The sequence below is a fragment of the Providencia sp. PROV269 genome, assembly GCF_028477785.1.
Lineage (GTDB): Bacteria > Pseudomonadota > Gammaproteobacteria > Enterobacterales > Enterobacteriaceae > Providencia > Providencia rettgeri.
Genome location: NZ_JAMPLV010000006.1, coordinates 139335 through 159648, shown reverse-complemented (window position 1 = coordinate 159648; position 20314 = coordinate 139335). Strand labels below are relative to the sequence as shown.

General features: G+C 39.6%; 23 protein-coding genes. 10 read left to right on the top strand and 13 right to left on the bottom strand.

Going from position 1 to position 20314, the window contains the following annotated elements; genetic code table 11:
- Nucleotides 1-9 precede the first annotated feature (9 nt).
- Nucleotides 10-891, bottom strand: coding sequence for a LysR family transcriptional regulator (locus tag PR683_RS10975; RefSeq protein WP_117162845.1), 882 nt, complete (start codon nucleotides 889-891; stop codon nucleotides 10-12).
- A 282-nt stretch (nucleotides 892-1173) separates the two neighbouring features.
- Between PR683_RS10975 and PR683_RS10970 the strand changes: the two genes are divergently transcribed.
- Nucleotides 1174-2394, top strand: coding sequence for a sodium/glutamate symporter (locus tag PR683_RS10970; protein WP_110732254.1), 1221 nt, complete (start codon nucleotides 1174-1176; stop codon nucleotides 2392-2394).
- Nucleotides 2395-2444: 50 nt separating this feature from the next.
- Nucleotides 2445-3407, top strand: coding sequence for an agmatinase (locus PR683_RS10965; RefSeq protein ID WP_109911912.1), 963 nt, complete (start codon nucleotides 2445-2447; stop codon nucleotides 3405-3407).
- 74 nt (nucleotides 3408-3481) lie between these two features.
- Here the strand turns inward: PR683_RS10965 and PR683_RS10960 are convergent, their stop codons facing one another.
- Together PR683_RS10960 and PR683_RS10955 are read right to left on the bottom strand one after the other, a co-directional pair.
- Entirely contained in the window at nucleotides 3482-3832 is a 351-nt protein-coding gene (locus PR683_RS10960; RefSeq protein ID WP_109911913.1) for a nuclear transport factor 2 family protein, read from the bottom strand.
- The gene (locus tag PR683_RS10955) at nucleotides 3829-4686 is read right to left on the bottom strand and encodes a LysR substrate-binding domain-containing protein (RefSeq protein WP_164528454.1); all 858 of its coding nucleotides are present in this window, start codon (nucleotides 4684-4686) and stop codon (nucleotides 3829-3831) included. Before PR683_RS10955 ends, PR683_RS10960 begins: the two co-directional genes overlap by 4 nt.
- Before the next feature lie 84 nt (nucleotides 4687-4770).
- Between PR683_RS10955 and PR683_RS10950 the strand changes: the two genes are divergently transcribed.
- From PR683_RS10950 to PR683_RS10915, 8 genes are all read left to right on the top strand, one after another.
- The gene (locus PR683_RS10950; RefSeq protein ID WP_196719809.1) at nucleotides 4771-5457 is read left to right on the top strand and encodes an ankyrin repeat domain-containing protein; all 687 of its coding nucleotides are present in this window, start codon (nucleotides 4771-4773) and stop codon (nucleotides 5455-5457) included.
- The gene (locus tag PR683_RS10945) at nucleotides 5457-5924 is read left to right on the top strand and encodes a nucleoside deaminase (RefSeq protein WP_004914393.1); all 468 of its coding nucleotides are present in this window, start codon (nucleotides 5457-5459) and stop codon (nucleotides 5922-5924) included. Before PR683_RS10950 ends, PR683_RS10945 begins: the two co-directional genes overlap by 1 nt.
- Nucleotides 5921-7102: a cyanate transporter gene (locus PR683_RS10940; protein WP_123382483.1), complete on the top strand. Its 1182-nt coding sequence runs from the start codon at nucleotides 5921-5923 to the stop codon at nucleotides 7100-7102. Before PR683_RS10945 ends, PR683_RS10940 begins: the two co-directional genes overlap by 4 nt.
- Nucleotides 7103-7198: 96 nt before the next feature.
- Nucleotides 7199-8068: a helix-turn-helix transcriptional regulator gene (locus PR683_RS10935; protein WP_272581791.1), complete on the top strand. Its 870-nt coding sequence runs from the start codon at nucleotides 7199-7201 to the stop codon at nucleotides 8066-8068.
- 107 nt (nucleotides 8069-8175) lie between these two features.
- Nucleotides 8176-10314 (top strand): TonB-dependent siderophore receptor, encoded by a 2139-nt coding sequence (locus tag PR683_RS10930; protein WP_109911919.1) that lies wholly within the window; start codon nucleotides 8176-8178, stop codon nucleotides 10312-10314.
- On the top strand, nucleotides 10314-10565 hold the full coding sequence (locus PR683_RS10925; RefSeq protein ID WP_109911920.1) for a hypothetical protein: 252 nt from the start codon (nucleotides 10314-10316) through the stop codon (nucleotides 10563-10565). Before PR683_RS10930 ends, PR683_RS10925 begins: the two co-directional genes overlap by 1 nt.
- A complete protein-coding gene (locus tag PR683_RS10920; RefSeq protein ID WP_117162843.1) occupies nucleotides 10562-11995 on the top strand; it encodes a PepSY-associated TM helix domain-containing protein in 1434 nt (477 codons plus the stop codon). Before PR683_RS10925 ends, PR683_RS10920 begins: the two co-directional genes overlap by 4 nt.
- Nucleotides 11973-13196 (top strand): RhtX/FptX family siderophore transporter, encoded by a 1224-nt coding sequence (locus PR683_RS10915; protein WP_117162842.1) that lies wholly within the window; start codon nucleotides 11973-11975, stop codon nucleotides 13194-13196. Before PR683_RS10920 ends, PR683_RS10915 begins: the two co-directional genes overlap by 23 nt.
- Nucleotides 13197-13213: 17 nt before the next feature.
- On the opposite strand, the gene PR683_RS10910 is transcribed toward PR683_RS10915, so the two are convergent.
- The 10 genes from PR683_RS10910 to PR683_RS10865 form a co-directional block, all read right to left on the bottom strand.
- Complete coding sequence (locus PR683_RS10910; RefSeq protein ID WP_109911923.1) at nucleotides 13214-13606, bottom strand: hypothetical protein; 393 nt, start codon at nucleotides 13604-13606, stop codon at nucleotides 13214-13216.
- A gap of 134 nt (nucleotides 13607-13740) precedes the next feature.
- On the bottom strand, nucleotides 13741-14268 hold the full coding sequence (locus PR683_RS10905; protein ID WP_110732251.1) for a LemA family protein: 528 nt from the start codon (nucleotides 14266-14268) through the stop codon (nucleotides 13741-13743).
- A gap of 1 nt (nucleotide 14269) precedes the next feature.
- Nucleotides 14270-15313: a hypothetical protein gene (locus tag PR683_RS10900; protein ID WP_272517577.1), complete on the bottom strand. Its 1044-nt coding sequence runs from the start codon at nucleotides 15311-15313 to the stop codon at nucleotides 14270-14272.
- 29 nt (nucleotides 15314-15342) lie between these two features.
- Nucleotides 15343-15900 (bottom strand): LemA family protein, encoded by a 558-nt coding sequence (locus PR683_RS10895; protein WP_272581790.1) that lies wholly within the window; start codon nucleotides 15898-15900, stop codon nucleotides 15343-15345.
- A gap of 152 nt (nucleotides 15901-16052) precedes the next feature.
- Nucleotides 16053-16316 (bottom strand): helix-turn-helix domain-containing protein, encoded by a 264-nt coding sequence (locus PR683_RS10890; RefSeq protein WP_109911926.1) that lies wholly within the window; start codon nucleotides 16314-16316, stop codon nucleotides 16053-16055.
- Between the two features lie 59 nt (nucleotides 16317-16375).
- Nucleotides 16376-17821 (bottom strand): O-antigen ligase domain-containing protein, encoded by a 1446-nt coding sequence (locus tag PR683_RS10885; protein WP_226538033.1) that lies wholly within the window; start codon nucleotides 17819-17821, stop codon nucleotides 16376-16378.
- Nucleotides 17822-17839: 18 nt separating this feature from the next.
- Nucleotides 17840-18892, bottom strand: a complete 1053-nt coding sequence (locus PR683_RS10880) for an adhesin (protein WP_109911927.1) — start codon at nucleotides 18890-18892, stop codon at nucleotides 17840-17842.
- A gap of 15 nt (nucleotides 18893-18907) precedes the next feature.
- Nucleotides 18908-19417 (bottom strand): fimbrial protein, encoded by a 510-nt coding sequence (locus PR683_RS10875; protein ID WP_004905345.1) that lies wholly within the window; start codon nucleotides 19415-19417, stop codon nucleotides 18908-18910.
- An 11-nt stretch (nucleotides 19418-19428) separates the two neighbouring features.
- A complete protein-coding gene (locus PR683_RS10870) occupies nucleotides 19429-19956 on the bottom strand; it encodes a fimbrial protein (protein ID WP_164528457.1) in 528 nt (175 codons plus the stop codon).
- Nucleotides 19949-20299 carry a hypothetical protein gene (locus PR683_RS10865; protein WP_272581789.1) on the bottom strand — a complete coding sequence of 117 codons (351 nt, stop codon included), beginning with the start codon at nucleotides 20297-20299 and terminating at the stop codon, nucleotides 19949-19951. Before PR683_RS10865 ends, PR683_RS10870 begins: the two co-directional genes overlap by 8 nt.
- Between the last annotated feature and the right edge of the window lie 15 nt (nucleotides 20300-20314).

The following is a 20314-nucleotide window of genomic DNA, read 5'->3' as shown; positions in this document are numbered from 1 at the left end:
ATTTTTTGATCATGTAGATAGCGAAGTTTCACTTAATTGTGAAAGTAGTTTTAAAAATAATGCTTCACTTTGTGTTAGCGGTTTACTGGCCTCAGTGATCGCACATATGCGGTTATGAAAAACAGGGGAATCGTTCATTTCTACTAGTGAGTGGCGAAAATTAATATGAGAGGCATAGTTCTCGGGCAGAATTCCGACATAGTGACCTGAAGCGATAAAGGTAGCAACGGCCTCAAGGCCAGCGGCTTCAGGGCCTCGACTAAATTCACCCGATGCTAAAATACTTTCAGTGAATGGATGTGGCCGGTAAACCAATGCTAGATTATGCTTGTTGCTGGCGGTATTGGCAGAAACATAAAGCTTATGGTTTTCTATAAATAAGAATTGATAATTATAACGGTTATTTTCGTGATACTGCCCCCGAATACCAATTTGAATTGTTCTGTCGCTAAGTGCTTTATTTAATTGATTATGGTTGAGTATGCTTAGCTCTAATTTGACATTAGGTGCTTCTTGGGTAAATTGAGTGATTGTTGCTGATAGATGGCATAGTGGATCCGTTAAAATATGTTCAATAACACCAATAACTAATGTGCCAGATAAAACCCCATGGCGTTCATCAACTTCAGTTTTGATATTATCTAATGCTTTCAAAGCGGTTTTGGCTTTTTCGATAACAAATAAACCTGATTCAGTTAGCTTAAAGCCTGAAGGCCCTCTTTCACATAATTGGACACCGAGTTTTTCTTCAATTTCACGAATATGGCGGCTTATTGACGCTTTTGACATATTTAATTTTTTTTCTGCAATGGTAAAGCCACCGACTTCTGCAACAGAAGTAAAAACACGTAATGATTTTAAGTCTTTTTCCGTTAATTTTTTATTATGCATATTTATACCTATTACGTGAAATGAATCACTAAATGCTAATCTAGCTTAATTTTTGTTGGGATACAAACGACACAAATAATGTTGTTTTATTTTAATTATTAAAATTATTTTTGTTTTCTATAAAAGGTTTCATTTTATGAAACCATAGGATCAAAAATATCACTTTTATTCCTATCAGATACGTATATCTTAAAGTTGTAGTTGTTAATAGATTATTACCAAAGTGGCGCCACAAAATAATAATTAATCCAAATATATATAAATACAAAAGGATTCTAATTTATGGTCACAGATGAATTGTTAACAATAAAATTAGATATGATTACATTTACAGCATTAGGGGCTTTATTATTAATCGCTAGCAATGTAATTATAAAAAAATTCCCATTTTTTATGAAGTATTCAATTCCTAGCCCTGTTATCGGCGGGTTTATGTTTTCTATTGTAATGTGGTTAGCTTATCAATTTAATATTGTAGAACTTAATTTTGATAACACATTATATGACTTATCGATGTATGTATTCTTCGTCACAATTGGTTTAATGACAGGTGTTAAACTATTAGTGAGTGGTGGAAAAATATTACTGATTTATATGGTAATTTGCTGGGGATTGGCATTTATGCAAAATGGCGTCAGCATTGGTTTATCATATGTTTTAGATATTGAGCCATTAGTTGCCATGATGGCAGGCCAAGCCTCGATGCAGGGTGGTCATGGTATGGCGGCATCTTTAGCACCACTGATTGAATCCTTTGGTCATGACCAAGCACTGAATGTTGGGTTAGCGGCTTCAACGTTTGGTTTGATTGCAGGGTCAATTCTAGGGGGGCCAGTTGGGAACTGGTTGATCCAAAGAAATAAATTAAAAATTGAAACTGACCATGTTGATTTAGAAAATTTAGCAGAAAGTAACAGCAAAGAAGATAAAATTACAGCCCAACAATGTATTATTACAGGAGCGATTATTTTAAGCATACTCGCTATCGGAATGCCGACAGCGAAATGGATAAGCACAGCAACAGGCTTTACCATTCCCGGCCATATTTTTAGTTTATTTGTTGGTGTTGTATTTCATTCAATTAATGAAAGAAAACCGATAATTAAAATATCTCGTAATACAGTGGTGTTAATTTCTACTCTATCACTAGAAATGTTTTTAGTGATGGCAATGATGAAATTAAAACTTTGGGAATTATATGAGTTAGCATTACCACTAACGATTATATTAATATCTCAGGTTATTACAACAATATTAGTTTCTATATTTGTTGTTTATCGCGCATTAGGTAAAAACTATGATGCTGCTGTTATGTCCGCTGGTTTTATTGGACATGGTTTAGGTGCAACACCAAATGGCTTAGTGGTTATGGACGCTATTTGTAATAAATATGGTTTATTCTCACGAAAGGCATTCATTATTATTCCAATCGCCGGAACGGTATTAACGGATATTGTTGGTGTTCCTCTATTTGTATTCCTAGCTAACACATTTGGTGGCTAAGAAATAAAAAATAAAAGAAATAAAACTAAATCTAAGAAGGAATAGTTTGTATGAAAAAATTAACGACACCCCCAAATGTTGGGCATAAAACATTTTTATATTCAGAATTAGTGACTGAATTGACCGACATTGAAGCGGATATTGCCATACTAGGGATGCCATTTAGTTCTGCTTATAGTGCTCACGCATTTACCAATGACCAATCTCGAGCTCCACAATATTTACGTGATATGAGTGACCGAATTGTTAGGCATCCAGATCATTATGATTTTGATATTGATGGGCCACTATTACAAGGCCGAAAAGATATTAAATTTGTTGACTGTGGTGATGTTATTCCTGATTTATCAAAGCCTTTGGGGGAACATCATCAACGTGCGGCTGAGGCGGTTCGGCAATTACTAAGAGCTAAAGCACTTCCTATTGTTTTAGGGGGCGATCATGGCATCACAACACCTATTTTGCAGGGATTTGATGAAATAGGACCGATTACACTTGTGCATATTGACGCGCATTTAGATTGGCGTGAAGAGGTTAATGGTGTCGATACTGGCCTTTCAAGCCCGATCCGCCGCGCTTCAGAAATGAAACATATCGGTGAAATTTTCCAAATTGGTTTACGTGCGCAAGGTAGTGGGCGCCCAGCGGATTACCAAGCGGCTAAAGACCATGGGGCGCATGTTATTCCAGCCTACGAACTGCATGAGGTTGGGATGCAAGCCATTTTAGACCGGATCCCTGATAATTCGAACTACTATATTAGTATTGATGCAGATGGGATTGACCCAAGTATCATGCCTGGAGTTGATGGCCCAGCTCCTGGTGGGGTGACCTATTTGCAAGCTCGGAGCCTAATTCACGGTTTAGTGAAGAAGGGTCGCGTTGTTGGTATGGATATTGTGGAAATTACCCCAGCCAAAGATATTCCATCTAAGCTAACGGGGGTGACTGCTGGGCGCTTCGTGGTGAATCTTATTGGGGCATCTATCCGAGCGGGTTATTTTGATAAGTAATCGTCAATAAAAAACAGCAGTCTTCAAATGGAGGCTGTTGTTTTTCAGTAGGCTTCAAATTTTTTAGTAGAGAGTTATATTGGGGTTCCTTGATGAAACCGCAGCTGCCATTGGTTTTCTGAATTTTTTAGCCAAATAGATGAACGATGGGTGGGTTTGATTTTTTTACCATAGTGTAATTCAAAACTGGTATAGGTCATTAACACGGTATTATCGCTCAAGAATGAGCAGTGATAATTTTCTGAATAAATAGATGTTTCCATTTCATTTGCTAATGACAAAAGCGTATCTCGCTTATCACTGGTTCCTCCAGAACGAGCAAATTCAAAAAAATCTGCATGCAAAATCTCACGAAGAAAATGGCTATTCTGTCGGTTAGTACTGTTATGTAATTTTTTTTCTAATTCAATCAGTTTATGTATCACTCGCGTTCCTCCAATTTTTGTGCCAGTTTCTCGGCTAGCTGAGTAACAATATCCGAAGTATTTGCGTGGAAATGCATGGCAATTTCCATTTCTTGAGCGGCTGGGAAACCTTCTTCTTCTGTTAAAATTCGATGTTGAGGTAGTTTTGCTCGCAAAGGTAATAAGCTGACCCCTAACCCGTCAGCGATAGCACTTTGAATGCCCGCGAGGCTAGAACAAGTATAAGTTATGTGCCAAGGGCGCTGTTCATTGTCTAATAACTTAAACATATCATTACGATATAGACCATTTTCAGGAAAAACTACCAAGGGTACGGAATCATTATTGAAGTGTTTATATTGGTTGCTAATTAGCCAACATAATGGTTCAGGCCAATGGTAATCGCTTTTAAATTCGCCTTTTTTCTGTTTCACAATAATTAAATCTAACTCACCATGTTGGTAGCGCTGATGAAGCTGGCGGCTTAGGCCACTCGTGACTTCTAGCCGTATATTGGGATTAGCTTGCATAAATGCAGCAAGTGTTGGGGTAACTTGGCCAGAAGCGAGATCTTCTGGAAAACCGAGCCGAATAGTTTGAATTACCGCATTGCCAGTGATTTTCATAAAGAAGGTATCATTAAGTACTAAGATATTTTTTGCATAACTCAACAAAACCTCACCAGTTTCGGTTAAGGTAAGTATACGGTGTCCCCGGATGAATAAAGGCTGGCCGACTAAAGTTTCTAGCCGTTGAATCTGCTGGCTCAATGTTGATTGCGTTGAATTTAAATGCTGTGAAGCCACGGTGAAATTCCCTGTTTCAGCAACAGTGACAAAGGTTTTCAACAAAACAAGATTGAGCAATGGATTCATTTTATAAATACCTATCATTTAGTTATTTAATTTTTAAATAGCATACTTTTTCAGTAGATTAAAGAGTCATCGGGGAGATTAATCATGAAAACATTCTTTTTACGTGGGAAATGGTTGTTTCACTTAGCTAGCATTTTTATAGTTTCATTGGTATTTATGGTGAAAGGTATGGCGAATTCACAACTTGATTCTTTGGTGTCATTGGCTGAACAAGGTAATCTACAAGCTGTTAAATCCTTGGTTGAGCAAGGCGCGAATATTGAACAACGCGATTTACGCCAACGTACTGCGTTGATGGCGGCAACCCATGAAAACCGTGTGGATGTGGCGCGCTATTTAATTGAGCGCGGTGCAGATGTGAATGCGAAGGATAACATGCAAGATTCACCGTACCTTTATTCAGGGGCGCGTGGGCTGCAAGATATTTTATTATTAACCCTGAAAAATGGGGCTGATTTAAAAAGTACTAACCGCTACGGGGGAACTGCGTTGATCCCTGCGGCAGAACGCGGACACGTAACGACGGTCAAAACCTTGATTGATGCAGGGGTTGATGTGAATCACGTTAATCGGTTGGGTTGGACTGCACTGATTGAGGCGATTATTTTGGGTGATGGTAGCGATAAGTACGCACAAATTGTCACTGAATTAATTAAAGGCGGCGCAGATGTCAATTTAGCGGATGGCTCGGGGATATCACCGTTGACGTTGGCAAAAAGCAAAGGTTACCGTAATTTGATTGAAATTCTTGAGAATTCGGGAGCGAAATAATGTCGGATACGCAATTTTTGCAACAAGCTATCAACTTAGCAATGGAAAACGTGCAAGCTGGCGGACGACCTTTTGGCGCAATTGTTGTCTGTGATGGGCAAGTCGTTGCAAGTGGCGTCAACCAGATGCTTGAGCTCAATGACCCAACTGCCCATGCAGAGCTGATGGCGCTGCGTCAGGCAGGGCAAAAATTAAGCCGCGTGAAATTAGATGACTGTGTGGTTTATGCGAGTGGACAGCCTTGTCCCATGTGCCTTGCTGCCATGCGAATGGCGGGTATCTCTCGGGTCGTTTACGCCTATTCAAACGATGATGCCGCACCTTTTGGGCTTTCTACGGATGCCATTGCAAAAGCGCTGAGAGTCGCGCCTGAACAACAATCAGGTTTACGGTTTGAGCAATTAAAGCCCAACGGTGAAATGCGCAGCACCCTGTACCAACAGTGGTGGGAACGGCAATCTAAATGAGTAAAACAGCACCATCTTCGTTGGCGTTGATACTGACCATTGTCTTAGTCGGGTTGAATTTACGGCCCTTTATGACGGGCCCAGGGCCTGTTATCGACAATATCATTCAAACGACAGGGATGAGTTATCAAAGCATTTCGCTTTTAACCTTGTTACCCATGTTGTTGATGGGGGTTGGGGCATTGGTTGTACCGATGTTAAACCAACGTATAGGCGAGCGTGCAGGGATCAGTACTGCAATGCTATTACTGCTAGTCGGTTCACTCGCTCGTTACTTTGTTGTTGATGGTGCGGCTTTATTATTAACGGCTTTTTTATGTGGTGTGGGGGCGGCTTATATTCAGTCGGTATTTCCTGGGCTCATTAAAGCGAATTTCCCCCAAAAAATGGCGATGATGACAGGGTTGTATTCCGCCACGTTAATGGCGGGGGGAGCAATTGGCGCACAGCTCACCCCTTTAGTTGAGGAAATGACAGGCCATTGGCAGAGTGCCTTAGCGTGGCTTGCCTTCCCAGCTTTGCTGGCGTTGTTGGCTATTTGGGCGAATGTACATACAGAGCGGAGTTCAAAAGTAGAATCAGTTTCAGTATTGGTGTTCTTACGAAAGCCGAGAGCATGGTTATTGATGGCAGGTTTTGGGCTGATTAATGCGGGTTATGGTACCGTAGTGACTTGGTTGGCACCTTTTTTCCAAGAGCAGGGAATGAGTGCTGCACAAAGTGGCACGTTTGTTGCCATATTAACGGTATTTCAGGCGTTATCTGCGCTAATGATCCCTGTATTTGCTTCGCATAATATTGATCGTCGCTTTTGGTTGATAGTCACGCTCAGTTGCCAAGCACTTGGTTTTTCCGGGTTGATGCTGTTTGCCAGCGATGTGCCACTTTTGTGGGTGGCGTTATTAGGCATGGGGTTAGGCGGCTGCTTTGCACTCAGTATTATTACGGCTTTAGATCACCTTCCTCATCCCGTTAGCGCAGGCGCATTAACGTCGTTGATGCAGGCTGGTGGCTTTATTATTGCTGCATTTGGGCCATTAGTGGCGGCTTGGTTACATCAAGTCAGCCAGAGTTTTACATGGGTATGGGCAATGCATGTGGTCTTTGTATTAGTAACATTGATTCTTTATTTGCGTTTGAACCCTAAAAGCTATAGTCAAATCTTCAATTTAAGATAATTAATCTCCTCTTTTTTATTGCGAATGATAATTATTGTTATCTTGGTGTTTTTTTGCCACTATAACTGTTTATTTATTCGTCTAGGTAAGAGCTCTATGCAGCAGCGTATTGAAGATAAATTCACACAAGCACATTCAGCCCGTGAAGAACAAACTGTTGGTGAATTTATCCGGATCCGCCGCGGTGAGTTTCTGATTAACCGTGATTTAGGTATTGAAGAAGAACAAGCCGCTGGGCTCAAAATTGTGGCTATCCATCAAGGGGCAATGGGTTGCCGTAGTAGTGCGGGACAAAATGTTGAAGTCAATTCACCTTCTTTGATTTTATCGAGCAGCTCGCAAAATTATCTATTGAATAATCAATTTTATGGCCAGCAAACCATGAAATACACCATGATAGATATTTCTCCTGAATGGTTGGAAATGCAACAATTAAGTTTACCAGATACTTGTTATCATCCTCGTTCCCCAAAGCTATTACAGTTGGTTATTCCACCGAGTGTACTGGCGATCACTCATCAGTTATTTGCTTGCCCAACTCATTCGTCATTACGCCAACTCTATTTAAGCGCTAAAGTGTCTGAAATTACGGCACTGTGCTTACATCATTCGCTATCTCATACAAATACGCCTGTTATGAGCGTACTACGCCAGAGAGATATTGATATCTTGCATATGGCAAAAACTATATTGATTCAGGAAATGGAATCCCCACCCAGTTTAGATGAATTGGCTAAACGGTTAGGGGTCAATACCCGTAAACTCACGCAAGGCTTTCGCCAATTATTTGGCAATAGTATTTATGGCTGGTTGCAGGAGACCCGTTTGGAAACAGCTTTCCAGCTATTGAGTATGAATGATGCAAATATCTCAACAGTGGCTTACCAAGTCGGCTATACCCCCGCTCATTTCTCCGTTGTATTTCGCAAACGTTTTGGCATTTCACCTAATCAACTCAAAAAATAACAGTGTGTAGCCGGATAACGATAGACAAATTCCGGCGGTCGAAAGTATCCCATTACATTAATTGTTAAATTGATAACAATTATCATTTAACTTTTTTAGGGTGGGAAATGCTGTCCGTTTATAACATTAAGTCACGCGGAAAATTCCGCTTAACACCTTGTGCCCTTTTGTGTGCAACAGTGAGTTGCTCTGCGATGGTGAATGCAGCACCTATGCAACCGAAACAGGATGTTATACAAGTGACCGCATCTTCAGAGATTGATGATGACTATGTTGCACCGGGGGTGACAACACTCGGAAAAATTGCACTCAAACCACGGGAAGTGGCGCAATCTGTTAGCGTGATTGATAGAGAGCAAATTGAAAAACAAAACCTACAAACGCTTGATGATGTCATGCAACGTGCAACAGGGGTAACCAGTGCGCCCTATGTGAAGTTAACAACGGCTTATTATGTGCGCGGCTTCCAGATTGATTCATTTGAAATTGATGGTGTGCCAGCTCTATTAGGTAACATGGCCAGTTCTCCTCAAGATATGGCGGTATATGAGCGGGTTGAAATTCTTCGCGGGTCGAACGGCCTTTTACATGGTATGGGAAACCCCGCCGCAACCGTCAATATGGTAAGAAAACATGCGCCAAAAGAAAATATGGCCAAGTTGAGCTTAAGTGCGGGAAGTTGGGATCGTTATCGTGGAGAAGTGGACGTTGGGGGCCTACTGAATCAATCAGGTTCAGTGCGTGGGCGGTTTGTCATGGCATGGGAAGATAAAGACTATTTTTATGATATCTCTGACCAACAAACACGGTTGATGTACGGTACTGTTGACATCGATGTTACCCCAGATACTTTACTGCGTATGGGGGCACAATTCCAAACAATTGATTCTGTTACCAATATGGCAGGTGTTCCTTTCGGTAAAGATGGCAGTGATTTACATTTACCACGTAAAACCTATTTAGATGTGGATTGGGACCGCTTCAAGTGGGATACCTCCCGTTCATTTGCGGGTATTGAACATAAAATCAATGATGATTGGCAATATAAGCTTAACGCAGAGTATCAACATGTAAATGCCCGATTATTGTACGCAGGAGCATGGGGAAATATCGACCCTGTAACCGGTGATGGTGCAATGTTAATGGGGGGAGCGTATAAATTCCGTAACGAACAAACCAGCTTAGATACCAGTTTAAACGGTAAGGTAGACGCATGGGGGTTAACCCATGATGTAGTTGTCGGTGCAAGTTACTCACATGCCAGTGAAAAGCAATATAGCGCAGATTTAGACCCCGCCTTAAATGTGCCAGTGAACGTGTATCGTTGGGACCCTCACAGTGTACCAAAACCTAATGTTGGCGCTTATAGTTCCGCAGGGCCAACCAAAACGACGCAAAAGGGTCTATACGGGATGGGACGTATCAAAGTGATCGAACCTGTTACTGTTATTGCGGGGGTGCGTGATAGCTGGTGGGATGTCAAAACACCAACAGCAAACTTCACCGAAAATGGCCGCCTTACTCCCTACGGTGGTGTGATTTGGGATTTTACGCCGCAATGGTCATGGTATAGCAGCTATTCAACAGTTTATCAGCCACAAACAGGGAAAACGTGGAGCGGAAAAATGCTCAAGCCTGTTGAAGGGCAAACGCTTGAAACGGGTGTCAAAGGCGCGCTATTCAATGGCGGATTAAACCTATCAGGTGCTATTTACCAAATTGATATTAAAAATAACCCACAAATTGACCCTGCACACCCAACAGGGGGCTTTAATAACTATTTCATTAGTGGTGGTAAAGTTCGTAGCCAAGGTTTTGAGCTTGAAGGTATTGGTTATCTGACCCCATTTTGGGATGTATCGGTGGGTTATACCTATACGGATACGAAATACCGTGATGACAGTCAGCATCAAGGGGAGTCTTATAACACTTTAACCCCTCGTCATATGCTACGCGTGTGGTCTAACTATGACCTACCTTGGAATGAGCGCAAATGGAGCTTGGGCGGTGGTATGCAAGCGCAAAGCGCCTACAGCACTAGCAATGGTAATGTAACCTTGCGTCAAGGTGGGTATGCCATTTTTAATGCCCGCTTAGGTTACCAAATCGATGAGACATGGACGGCAGCGGTTAATGTTAATAACTTGTTCGACCGTCGTTATTACTCAGGACTCTTCTCTCCACAATGGAATAACCGCTATGGTGATCCACGTAATGTAATGTTTACATTGAAGGCTGATTTTTAATGAAATTAGTCAGTTGCCTAGCAGTTATTGGCACGTTGTTCGGTGGGATCGTGCTATCGATGTTGATAGCACGTTTTTATCCATCAGCAGATCCGCTCGAACGCGTATATGGTGCAATATTTCTAAGCGTTATCATCACGATGGGATTATTAGTTTATAACTTCAGTGCACTAAATTGGCGAAAATTATTAGTACGTAGCTATAGCTGGTGGCTATTGCCGCTTTTTTTAATGATGGCGGGGTGGGTATGAAGCATAAACAGCCTCTCACTCGTCGTTTAGACCAATTACATCGCAGTGCTGGGGCGCTATTTGGCGTTTTTCTGTTTGTGATCCTATTCACAGGGTGTTGGAGCTTAGGTAGTGATGCATTGCGGTTATGGTGGAACAATGTGCCACTTTCAGGTGAGTTATTACCACTCGAACAGCTTCTTGCGTTGCAACCAAGTGCAACCATGATCCAGCTGCCTGAGCAGCATAATCCTGAGATCACTTTTTGCCAAGGTATGGGAAGATGTGAATTAAGCTATAGCGCGATTAACGGTGAATTGGTTGCCTTAAACAGCCCGACAATGTGGCTAGTAACATTACATAAAAACTTATTTATGGATTTTCCTGGGCGAGTTTTTATCAGTTTATTTGGTTTTGCATTCGCCGTTTTGTTAATCACAGGGCTAGTGATACAACGCCGCAGAATATCCACAATGGTGCGCTTGCCGCGTGTGACACACTTGAGAGTGTTTCTCCATGATTTACATAGCTGGCTTGGCCTATGGTGTTATCCGTGGCTGGTTTTATTTGCGTTTACCGGAGCATTATCAGGCCTAGGGGCGCTAGGAACGGTTTCCCTTGGTGAAAGGGCTGCACCGGATAATCCACAAATTATCATGAAAACCTTGATGGGCGAGTTTAAACCACTGAAAACACCGGTTCCCGTGGCTGAAAGCTCGATTACTGCGGCAATCAGCGCATTACAGCAAACAGTCCCTAGCTTTATCCCTCAAATCTTGTTCAAGCAAGGTGATACGTGGGTGATTGGCGGTGTGCGTAATGGACAGTTATCTACCTCTAACTTTGAACAATATCAATTTGATAGTAAAAAGCGCCAGTTAGTTGCAGTGCGGGATTCTGCACAGCAAGGTATTTGGACACGTGCTTTTATCGCCATCCAACCTTTGCATTATGGGCAATATCAATGGTTACCTAAAATAAGTAATACATTGAGTTATCTGCATTTTATCGCAGGGGTGAGTGGGCTGATATTGGTTTCTGTCGGCCTCGCCATATGGTGTTGGAAAAGAAATTATAGCCTAGCGGCAAGGTTCATTGTGGGCAGTTGTGGTGGATTGCTGTTGTCCGCATGCGCACTATTAGCGCTAATACCATGGTTCACTGCTTTGCTACCAATGCACTTTTTTATGGGCTGGGGGATAGCCTGTATAGCGAGTTTACTCTGCAAAAATGCACAGTTGAGCTTGCAGGCATGCCTTTTATTCTCCGCTGTTTTGTTGCTATTCGCATTTATAGCCTCCTATCTGTTTAGTTCGTTGCCTTTTTCTCGTATCAATCTCGTTTTGTTATGTGGCGGAATAGGGCTTTTATGTATTTTATTCGGTTGTCGAAAATTGTCAGGCACAGCAAAACGTGCGCGGAGTGAGTATGAAAGATCTATTACAAAATAAACAGTTAGTGGTGACGTTGGGGTTACTTTATCTTGCGCAAGGGATACCGATGGGGATAGCAATGGATGCATTACCTACTTTTTTACGCCATGACGGAGGCGAACTGAAAGCATTAGCTTTTTTGCCATTAGTCGGTTTGCCATGGGTGGTGAAATTTTTATGGGCTTCGTTTGTTGATAACCATTGGGGGAATCGTTTAGGTCGCCGTAAAAGTTGGATTATTCCAATGCAAATTATTGTCACGATAACGATGTTCGCACTAAGCACCATCGGGTTATCGGTTGAGAATGCTTTACCCTGCATTGTATTGTTGTTTGCCGCTTCCCTTGCCAGTGCAACCCAAGATATTGCAACAGATGGTATGGCTGCGGAGCAGGTCAGTGGCACAATGTTATCAAAGATCAATGCGGTACAGATAGCAGGAGTGATGGCGGGCTTTTTTATTGGTGGCGCAGGGTTGATGATCATGAGTGAAAGTTTAGGCCAACACCTTGCTTTGGGGGTTTTAGCCTGCGTGCCGTTACTCAGTTTATTGTTTATTAGTGTCTGTCCATTAAAAACGCCATCAATAACACAGGATATGAACGAAAAAGCGAGCCTATTAAAAACGGTAAAACGTCGTGGTGCTCCGCGTTTATTGTTATTAACTTTGCTTTCTGCGGTGACGGCTGTTTCCGGTTTTGGTTTAGCCAAACTATTCCTAAATGATGCGGGTTGGTCATTAGCGCAAATTGGTAAAATGGGCATGGCAGGGGGGATAGTCACACTAGTACTGGGCTGTGGTGGTGGGGCGTGGTTAATCGGTAAAACCGGTGTGTGGCGCGCTTTCTCATTTGGTCTGTTATTTGCTTTGTTATCTTCATTGTTATGGCTGTTGCAATCGGCTAATGGTGTTTCTATTTCTTTAGTTGCACTGTGTATTACATTTGGTTCGTTATCTGCGGGGATTACATCAGTCGCGATAATGACGGCCGGGATGCAATTTGCATCGCGCTATCAGCAAGCAGGTACTGATATGACAGCAGTACAAAGTACCCGTGATATTGGTGAATTAGCCAGTTCAATGATGCTTGTAGGTTTAACCGCAGCGGTAGGCTATTCCGGTGGGTTTATATTAGGGGCGTTAATTGCCTTTATTGCGCTGTTAGTGACATTTTCGCACTACCGCTATATGCAGCGATTAGAAACAGAGCGAGTTTAAGATAAATAGATCCGGTGCTATTTTTTACGTTTCTTATTTTGTTTTTTGACTTCTTTATTCGCTTTCTTTGCAATGGAATTGAAGTAGATATCTAAATAGTGTCGGTTGCTTAAAAATGAAATTAAGCAACTGGCAACGATCACCAACCAGACAAGTTGCAACTTAATTGAATTTTCAATACTAAAAAGCAGTAACAGTGGGATCATGACCATCATGCTAATGAAAACGGAACAAAATAAAGCACCTGCAATGTAGAGCGAGTACTTTTTTAACCCGAATATATTGAGGATGATAAGGACGGCAACCGTTAAAAGTAGTGTACCGAATGTCGCAAACATAATGATAAGCCCTGCCTCTTGCTCAATGAGCCAATCGGTGAAACCAAACCAAGAGAAAGGGATACTTATCATTATAAACGCTCCTGTTTGCCATATACTCGTCATACTTCAAGTTGCAAGGGTGTTGACTACACTCAGCTAGCCGAATCACATACTTGTGTATGCTCATCGGCCTATCTTCCTTTGTCGCCTACCTGCAACTCGAATTATTTAGAGTAGAGTAGGGGGATATCTTTAAAACGAAATAATCTGGCAAAAATCAGATTGGGGAAAACATGAATATCTGTATTGTAGAGTGTGACGGTTTGGTTGAAAAATTCACGTCGGTCTGCAATTTGGTCTTCAATATGTTTTACTTGGGTTTGTAATTCCCTTAGGACTGCTTTACTAATTAGTGTTGGGTAGTTTTCTGCAACCGCGAGCAGTGGCTTTATTTTCGCTGTCAGTTGATTCGCAATATCGACTTTGGTTTCGATCGCGCTGCTGGATAAATAGCGCTGGCGGCTGGCAATCAATTCACTAAACAGCTGCTTTTCATGTGCCATCGCTTTATCTGCAACGTGAGTTAATACCGGCACTAATTCAATTTGCTTCTTTAGCAATACATCAATATTAGCAAACGCTTTATGGCAATTGTTTTTTAAAAATACAATATTATTATAAATATTAATAAGATAGCGTATAAAAATATAGCTAATAACCGCAATGATGATGAAAAAAATAAGCTTTTCCATGTTAGTCATTACCATCAAATAATGCGATCTGGTCGAAATGCATATTTAGCTGCCCGTTTTGATAATCCATTGGCGTAACTAAAATCACACCAATCAGAAAAAGTGCAATCATGGCGGTAATAGCTAAATTTCGACGTAATGGACCTGTTTTGTTCCAACGAACGACATAGTCCGAGGGGGAGACGCCTAATAGCATATGAGGTGCTTTACGTATAATAACCGATTCGCCTTTTTCGTTAGCGTCTGCTGTACCAATTAATAAATAACTGCGGTTTGCTTCAAGTAAATACTCTGTGTAACGGCGATTACCGCTTTCAACATCCATATGCGGCTCTAAGCCCGGGTAAACGAAATAATCAGGGGCACATTCTACCTTAACAGAGCCCGTATCATCCGTTAGGGTAAAGCTGTGCATGTTGCACTTACTACTTTGTAAGGTATAGCTTTTTTTACCGTCTTTATCTTTTGATATGGAATATTCAAAATAAAAGGAGCCATAGCAGGTTTTATTACCTAGCTGGCTTTTAATGGACGTGCCCGCCGTGATTTTCCCTTCAACTTCCACAAGTCCCATCGCCATTGAGCGTATTTTAGAGGTGGCTAGGTTTTTCTGAAATTTTAAGAAGCGCTTGGTTGGTGTATTTTCAATTGCTTTAAATACGAAGGCTAAGACAAATGCGATAAAAAATACGCGTATGTCGATAAAGAACCCAGCAAATAGGCAAGTGGCGATCAGCATTCCCACAAGGACTCTAAGAAACGCACTAAACTTTGATGAGCCTTCATTTTGTAAGCGCTGATAACGTTGGTAGGCTACTTTGCTAGAATTGACGACACTACGAGTAATAAAAAAGGTGATGACCAGTACAACGACATAATAAATGATACTGACATAATCACGGGTAGAAGGTGAGAGTGAGTACCACATACCACAAGCAACACCGACGAAAGGAATGATCCCCCAGTTTACTTTTTTATTTACCGAGAATTTATTATCAATAAATAAAATTAAGGCACCAATGGCGGCTCCGAGTAAAAAATACATATTCACGCATTAATACCTTTAGGCTTACATTATTTAAACTGGACGCCTTGATATTTTTTTTCATCTTCAGAAATATCAAGTAATGGCAGTGCTGAAAAACGAAAGGCATTGGCAATTAAGCTATCAGGGAACATTTGTATTGCAGTATTATACTCTGTTGTTGCGTCGTTAAAGCCTTCACGTCGTTGGGCTATTTTATTTTCAACATCACTTAAAGTGATTTGTAATTGGGTGAATTGCTCACCAGAAATGAGGGTGGGGTAATTTTCCGCAATGGCTACAAGGTTACCCAGTGCACGGTTCATTTCATTCGATGCTGCGATTTTTTCATTCATATTTTGGGCATTGAAATAGCGTTGGCGTGCATCACTTAATGAGGTAAATAACGTTTGTTCATGTTCAATCGCTTTTTCCGTAATAGTGACTAGCTGAGGAATCTGATCTGCTCTTTGCTTTAAAATAACATCAATATTGGCAAATTGATTGCTGACTTGATTACGGGTATTGACCAGGCGGTTATAGATAGAGATCCCCCAACCTATGGCCAATAAGAGTAAAACAAATACAACGATAAGTGTGATGGTCATATTGGTACCTTTTAACCCATGATCAGTGATTTGAGTTAAAAATATAAGAGCCTTATCGCTTATGCAATCAGAAAAGAATGAAAGTGAGGTTAGAATAAAGAAAATCTGATCTTGCTTTATGACAAAATCAGATTTTACTGTTTAAACAGTGCTTAAAGATTTATATCGACAAGGGAATGGTTCTCATAGATATTCTGTTCAAGAAAATAATCTAGGTCACACTGCAGTACATTAGCAAATATACATAGTCGATGAATCGTAAAATTCTGCGTACCGCGTTCATAACGGGAAATTTGTTGTTGGCTTAATCCCGACTTTTTCCCTAAAGTGTGTGCTGTCCAGCCCATTTGCAAGCGGCGCTTACGAAGTTGTAGTCCTATATAGGTGTTTGAAATTTCAGTTTGATATATTCTCATAATACTGTCCTGATTAATATAACACTACTTGAGTGAAAATTAGGTTTATTTATGTTTTTTTATACGTTATTTTTTTCTAAGCTAATTGAACTCGATACTCGAATTGCTATGCTTTCGTTATGATAACTACCCTGTGCATAAAAAGATTTCTCTCCATTAAATAGAAATAGCCCAATAATAAATACACCCAATCCAATAATAAATATAATAAAGCTGAATAAATAAGATAGTTGCTTGTTAATATAAAATAGGGATTGTTCTTCTAATGCGAAAGCGGCATCTGAGAATGATAGAAATAATATGACGATCCCCCAGTGTAATACAGAAAGTAAAAAAGGGTATTCAACATGATTATGTATAATAATAGGGGTTATTGATAGAATGATTGCCAATGGGTAACCATTTCCGTTAATTTTATATTTTATAAAAGATTGAAATACGACATAGATACCTCCGGTTAATAATAAAGATAAAAAAATCAAATTAGTGAACCCTCCAGTCATCAGCCAGAGTAATATTTCATTATGTGGATGAGGAACAATATACATTTTAGGGCTGAAAAAAGGAATTGCTGTTCTTTCATAACTGTTTTCAAATAAAAAAGACTGCTCCCATGCATCATAAGGTTTCTCTAAGAATAAAGTAATAGAAAAACGCAACATTTGTTTTAAATGGAATTGGTTCATAATTTCAGTTGCAATATACTGAGGGCATAGCCTTATTAGATAAATTCCAATAAAAATTGCTACAGCAATAATAAAATAACTAGCGCTAACACGTAGAGGGTTTTTCTTGTAAAAAAGGCAAATAAAAATAAATGCACAAACAGTAAAGCTTAGCCAAGCAATAACAGACTGCAGAACAACTAAAGTTAATGTGAAAAATAAAATACAAGTTCCAAGTAATACAACCCTAATTTTTTCATAACGCTCAGATAACAACGAAAATTGTGATAACACAAGAGTCATTAGAGATAATAAGCATGCAGCCGCCATGTTAACTGATAATATATTGACTTGTTGTGATAATCCATTTGACCTCATACCAGATGCAAGATAAAAAATATCGGCTTCAAATATATATTGATATGCAGTGATAAAGGCTTGAGCTACACTAATAGTGATATAACAGTAAATACAAAATGATTGTATTAACCATTTTTTTCTCACTTGTAACCCTGCAATATAGAGTAATACGCCAACAGTAATACCAGAACAATACCAAAAATCAATACTATTATTTTCTCCCTGATAAGATATTAATCCCATCATTAGAATGGCTAAAGAGAAACAGTAGCAAATAGCAGGTAATGTAATGATTATTTTAATTTTCCGATAGAAAACAGTAAATGCAATAATAGATATTGTCAAGGAAATAGATAACCAACTAATAATGTTTTGTGGTAATGATTGTCTTAGGCTTCCTAGGCTATCGATATAAATAAGACTAGCAAGGTGCCAAACAATAAAGATACCAATAAATAGTGCGCGGGATATTATTATCATAGTACACTTACCGCTAAATTAAATAAATGTGGCGATTAACCAAGCATTACCTTTGTAGTCTCCTGGTTCAGCGTCATAACCAGAAACTTTACTTTCAATCATAATGTTTTTTACTTTATCAATTGTTGTTTCAAATGTTTTTCCACTTTGATTATTTTGTTCATCATAAATTGTAAGCTCAGAATAAATAGTGTTATTTCCTGATTTTAAAGGGAGTCTTTTTTGTGGATCGCTATCTGTGGCATAGTCTAAAGTTAATTTTACTTTAACTGGCTGCACTCTATCGCATGTATAGGTAACAGTACGAGTTTCTTTACTATTAAATTCATAAGCATCCAGTGTTTTATGATCAATATTTAAATTATCAATATTGGAACGGCAATTTGACGGATAATTGATAACTGATGTAGCAAGGTCTAATTTAACGGTGGCTTTATCAATAGGTACATAAATATCTGGTGTTCCATAGTCTTGGAATAATCGTGTATAACCTGCGATCATTGCGTTTGGAATAACAATTTTTCCATCAACAGGAATATCTTTGACATAAACTCTAACGGTAAAAGGAAAATGAACAGTAAAAAATGATGTTGCTAATGGCCCCATTTCTTCATTAGAACATCCTCTCCCTGAAATATTTCGCCAGCCACTGGTTATTCCATTCTCAGAATAAAGAGTAAAAAATGTATTGTTGTTTATTTTATATGCGGTCAGCCCACCAATAGTAAAGCCTGCCTCTGGCATATAGGCAAAGACACGGTGGTAGGCGTAGCTCCAAGGAAGACCAGCGGAATAATTACCTTGTAAGAAGTTCACAGTACAATATACAGAGCCATAAGGCTGAGATGTACTTTCATTAATAACAATACCGGAGCTATTTGCTGGAGCGATTAAAAAATATTTATTGTTATCACTTCCAATTGCTGGGGTGTTAGAAACAACGGAGTTGTTAGATACTAAACTCATTTTATAACCACCACCACTTCCTGAATAGCGGGTCGCACTATAGGAATTTAAGCTAATTAAGAGTAGTAACAAAAGTAATGGTGAATATATTTTTATATTTTTCATAAAGACTTCCCAATATTACAGATAATCAACCATCACTGATAAAGCGGCACTAAATGGCCCTGCAGTGAGATTTTCAATAGCTTGATTAGTGACTAATTGTGATTGAATAACAACTTTCCCTGTATCACCACTTACGGATGGAGCAATCCTTTCCCATTTATTAAGGTTGAGCGCATTACTTTTATTTTCTTCTGAAAAACGAATACCCAATCCATTAATAGAGGTCGCAAGCACGGTTTCATTGTTTATTGTTAAAGTACTTCCTTCTCTAGGAGATAGGTAAACTTGTAAATTTTTTCGAAGTTCACATTGTTTAATGAGAATACCAAAGGACTGTTTTTCTTCAGTTAGTCTGTCTAGCGCCACCTCTCGAAAATTAATGACTAATTCTTTTTCGCCATTTTCTGCTGTAAGTACACATGGCGGTCTAACCAATTTAGCAGAAAGAGAAATTAGCACATCCGCTTGAGTACCTAAGGAAACTAATAAGCTAATTAAAGGGAATGAAAAACAAATGAATTTCATTTCAATTCTCCTTATTGATAATCAAGGTTAAAAGTAACAGTTGAGGAAAACCCCCCTGTTTTTAAACGAGTACTAAAGGGTTTTTGAGCATAAACACCAAATAAAAGTGTATTAACGGATCCTTTACCTGATTCAGTAACTGTGCTGACATCAATTGTTGTATTAAGCTCCAGTTCTTTACCACGACTATCAGTCAGAGCTAATAAAACATTAGATTCACCTGTGGTTTTTAAATAATTAATACCATTATGTGTTTCAATATTTTGGGTATTTAACGTTATTTTGATCGTTTTATTCAAAGCCATTGTAGAACAGTCCATGATATCCAACTTAAATGGCTGCATATCTGAACGTCCTAATGTTTCGATTGAAGAAAAACGTAGCCCAGAAAGATATATTTTTTTTTGTGTATCATCATCACTCAGCCGACAACCAAGAGGCACTAGCACACCCTCAAAGTAAACGGTTAGGCTATTGGCAAAGCTGGTATTCCATGTTAGGAATAAAAGGCTAAATAATAATGTTGAGTATCTAGTCATAATTTATTTCCACACGTTGCATCTTATTACTAGCAGGAATAGAGAATAAAATGGTGTTATTGCGTCGTGGTTGTGTTAGCACGTATTGGTTATTGCCTAATATCAGTGTAAACGGCGCCCAAGCTTGCTTTTGTATTGGTTTGCTACAATGAGAAAAATGCATTTCCACGCTATAGGTTGCTGCAATTAAAGTACTTTCATTTAATTTTAATGAGATATCAGGTAGACAAGGAGCAGTAACAATACGCGCATTGATATATATTGTGCCTGTTGTCACAGGCACAGCAGATTCAGCAAAAATAGGTATAGCAAAAGCCCATAGTGCTAGGTAATTCAATTTCATTGTTCTGCTCCTATC

Bases quoted from the DNA above. Each gene is read 5' to 3' on its own strand.
- PR683_RS10895 (WP_272581790.1), bottom strand. From the start codon at position 15,900: ATGACCATCACACTTATCGTTGTATTTGTTTTACTCTTATTGGCCATA.
- PR683_RS10905 (WP_110732251.1), bottom strand. From the start codon at position 14,268: ATGGAAAAGCTTATTTTTTTCATCATCATTGCGGTTATTAGCTATATT.
- PR683_RS10950 (WP_196719809.1), top strand. From the start codon at position 4,771: ATGAAAACATTCTTTTTACGTGGGAAATGGTTGTTTCACTTAGCTAGC.
- PR683_RS10865 (WP_272581789.1), bottom strand. From the start codon at position 20,299: ATGAAATTGAATTACCTAGCACTATGGGCTTTTGCTATACCTATTTTT.
- PR683_RS10875 (WP_004905345.1), bottom strand. From the start codon at position 19,417: ATGAAATTCATTTGTTTTTCATTCCCTTTAATTAGCTTATTAGTTTCC.
- PR683_RS10885 (WP_226538033.1), bottom strand. From the start codon at position 17,821: ATGATAATAATATCCCGCGCACTATTTATTGGTATCTTTATTGTTTGG.
- PR683_RS10880 (WP_109911927.1), bottom strand. From the start codon at position 18,892: ATGAAAAATATAAAAATATATTCACCATTACTTTTGTTACTACTCTTA.
- PR683_RS10925 (WP_109911920.1), top strand. From the start codon at position 10,314: ATGAAATTAGTCAGTTGCCTAGCAGTTATTGGCACGTTGTTCGGTGGG.
- PR683_RS10870 (WP_164528457.1), bottom strand. From the start codon at position 19,956: ATGACTAGATACTCAACATTATTATTTAGCCTTTTATTCCTAACATGG.
- PR683_RS10920 (WP_117162843.1), top strand. From the start codon at position 10,562: ATGAAGCATAAACAGCCTCTCACTCGTCGTTTAGACCAATTACATCGC.
- PR683_RS10970 (WP_110732254.1), top strand. From the start codon at position 1,174: ATGGTCACAGATGAATTGTTAACAATAAAATTAGATATGATTACATTT.
- PR683_RS10975 (WP_117162845.1), bottom strand. From the start codon at position 891: ATGCATAATAAAAAATTAACGGAAAAAGACTTAAAATCATTACGTGTT.
- PR683_RS10935 (WP_272581791.1), top strand. From the start codon at position 7,199: ATGCAGCAGCGTATTGAAGATAAATTCACACAAGCACATTCAGCCCGT.
- PR683_RS10890 (WP_109911926.1), bottom strand. From the start codon at position 16,316: ATGAGAATATATCAAACTGAAATTTCAAACACCTATATAGGACTACAA.
- PR683_RS10945 (WP_004914393.1), top strand. From the start codon at position 5,457: ATGTCGGATACGCAATTTTTGCAACAAGCTATCAACTTAGCAATGGAA.
- PR683_RS10955 (WP_164528454.1), bottom strand. From the start codon at position 4,686: ATGAATCCATTGCTCAATCTTGTTTTGTTGAAAACCTTTGTCACTGTT.
- PR683_RS10930 (WP_109911919.1), top strand. From the start codon at position 8,176: ATGCTGTCCGTTTATAACATTAAGTCACGCGGAAAATTCCGCTTAACA.
- PR683_RS10940 (WP_123382483.1), top strand. From the start codon at position 5,921: ATGAGTAAAACAGCACCATCTTCGTTGGCGTTGATACTGACCATTGTC.
- PR683_RS10900 (WP_272517577.1), bottom strand. From the start codon at position 15,313: ATGTATTTTTTACTCGGAGCCGCCATTGGTGCCTTAATTTTATTTATT.
- PR683_RS10915 (WP_117162842.1), top strand. From the start codon at position 11,973: ATGAAAGATCTATTACAAAATAAACAGTTAGTGGTGACGTTGGGGTTA.
- PR683_RS10910 (WP_109911923.1), bottom strand. From the start codon at position 13,606: ATGATAAGTATCCCTTTCTCTTGGTTTGGTTTCACCGATTGGCTCATT.
- PR683_RS10965 (WP_109911912.1), top strand. From the start codon at position 2,445: ATGAAAAAATTAACGACACCCCCAAATGTTGGGCATAAAACATTTTTA.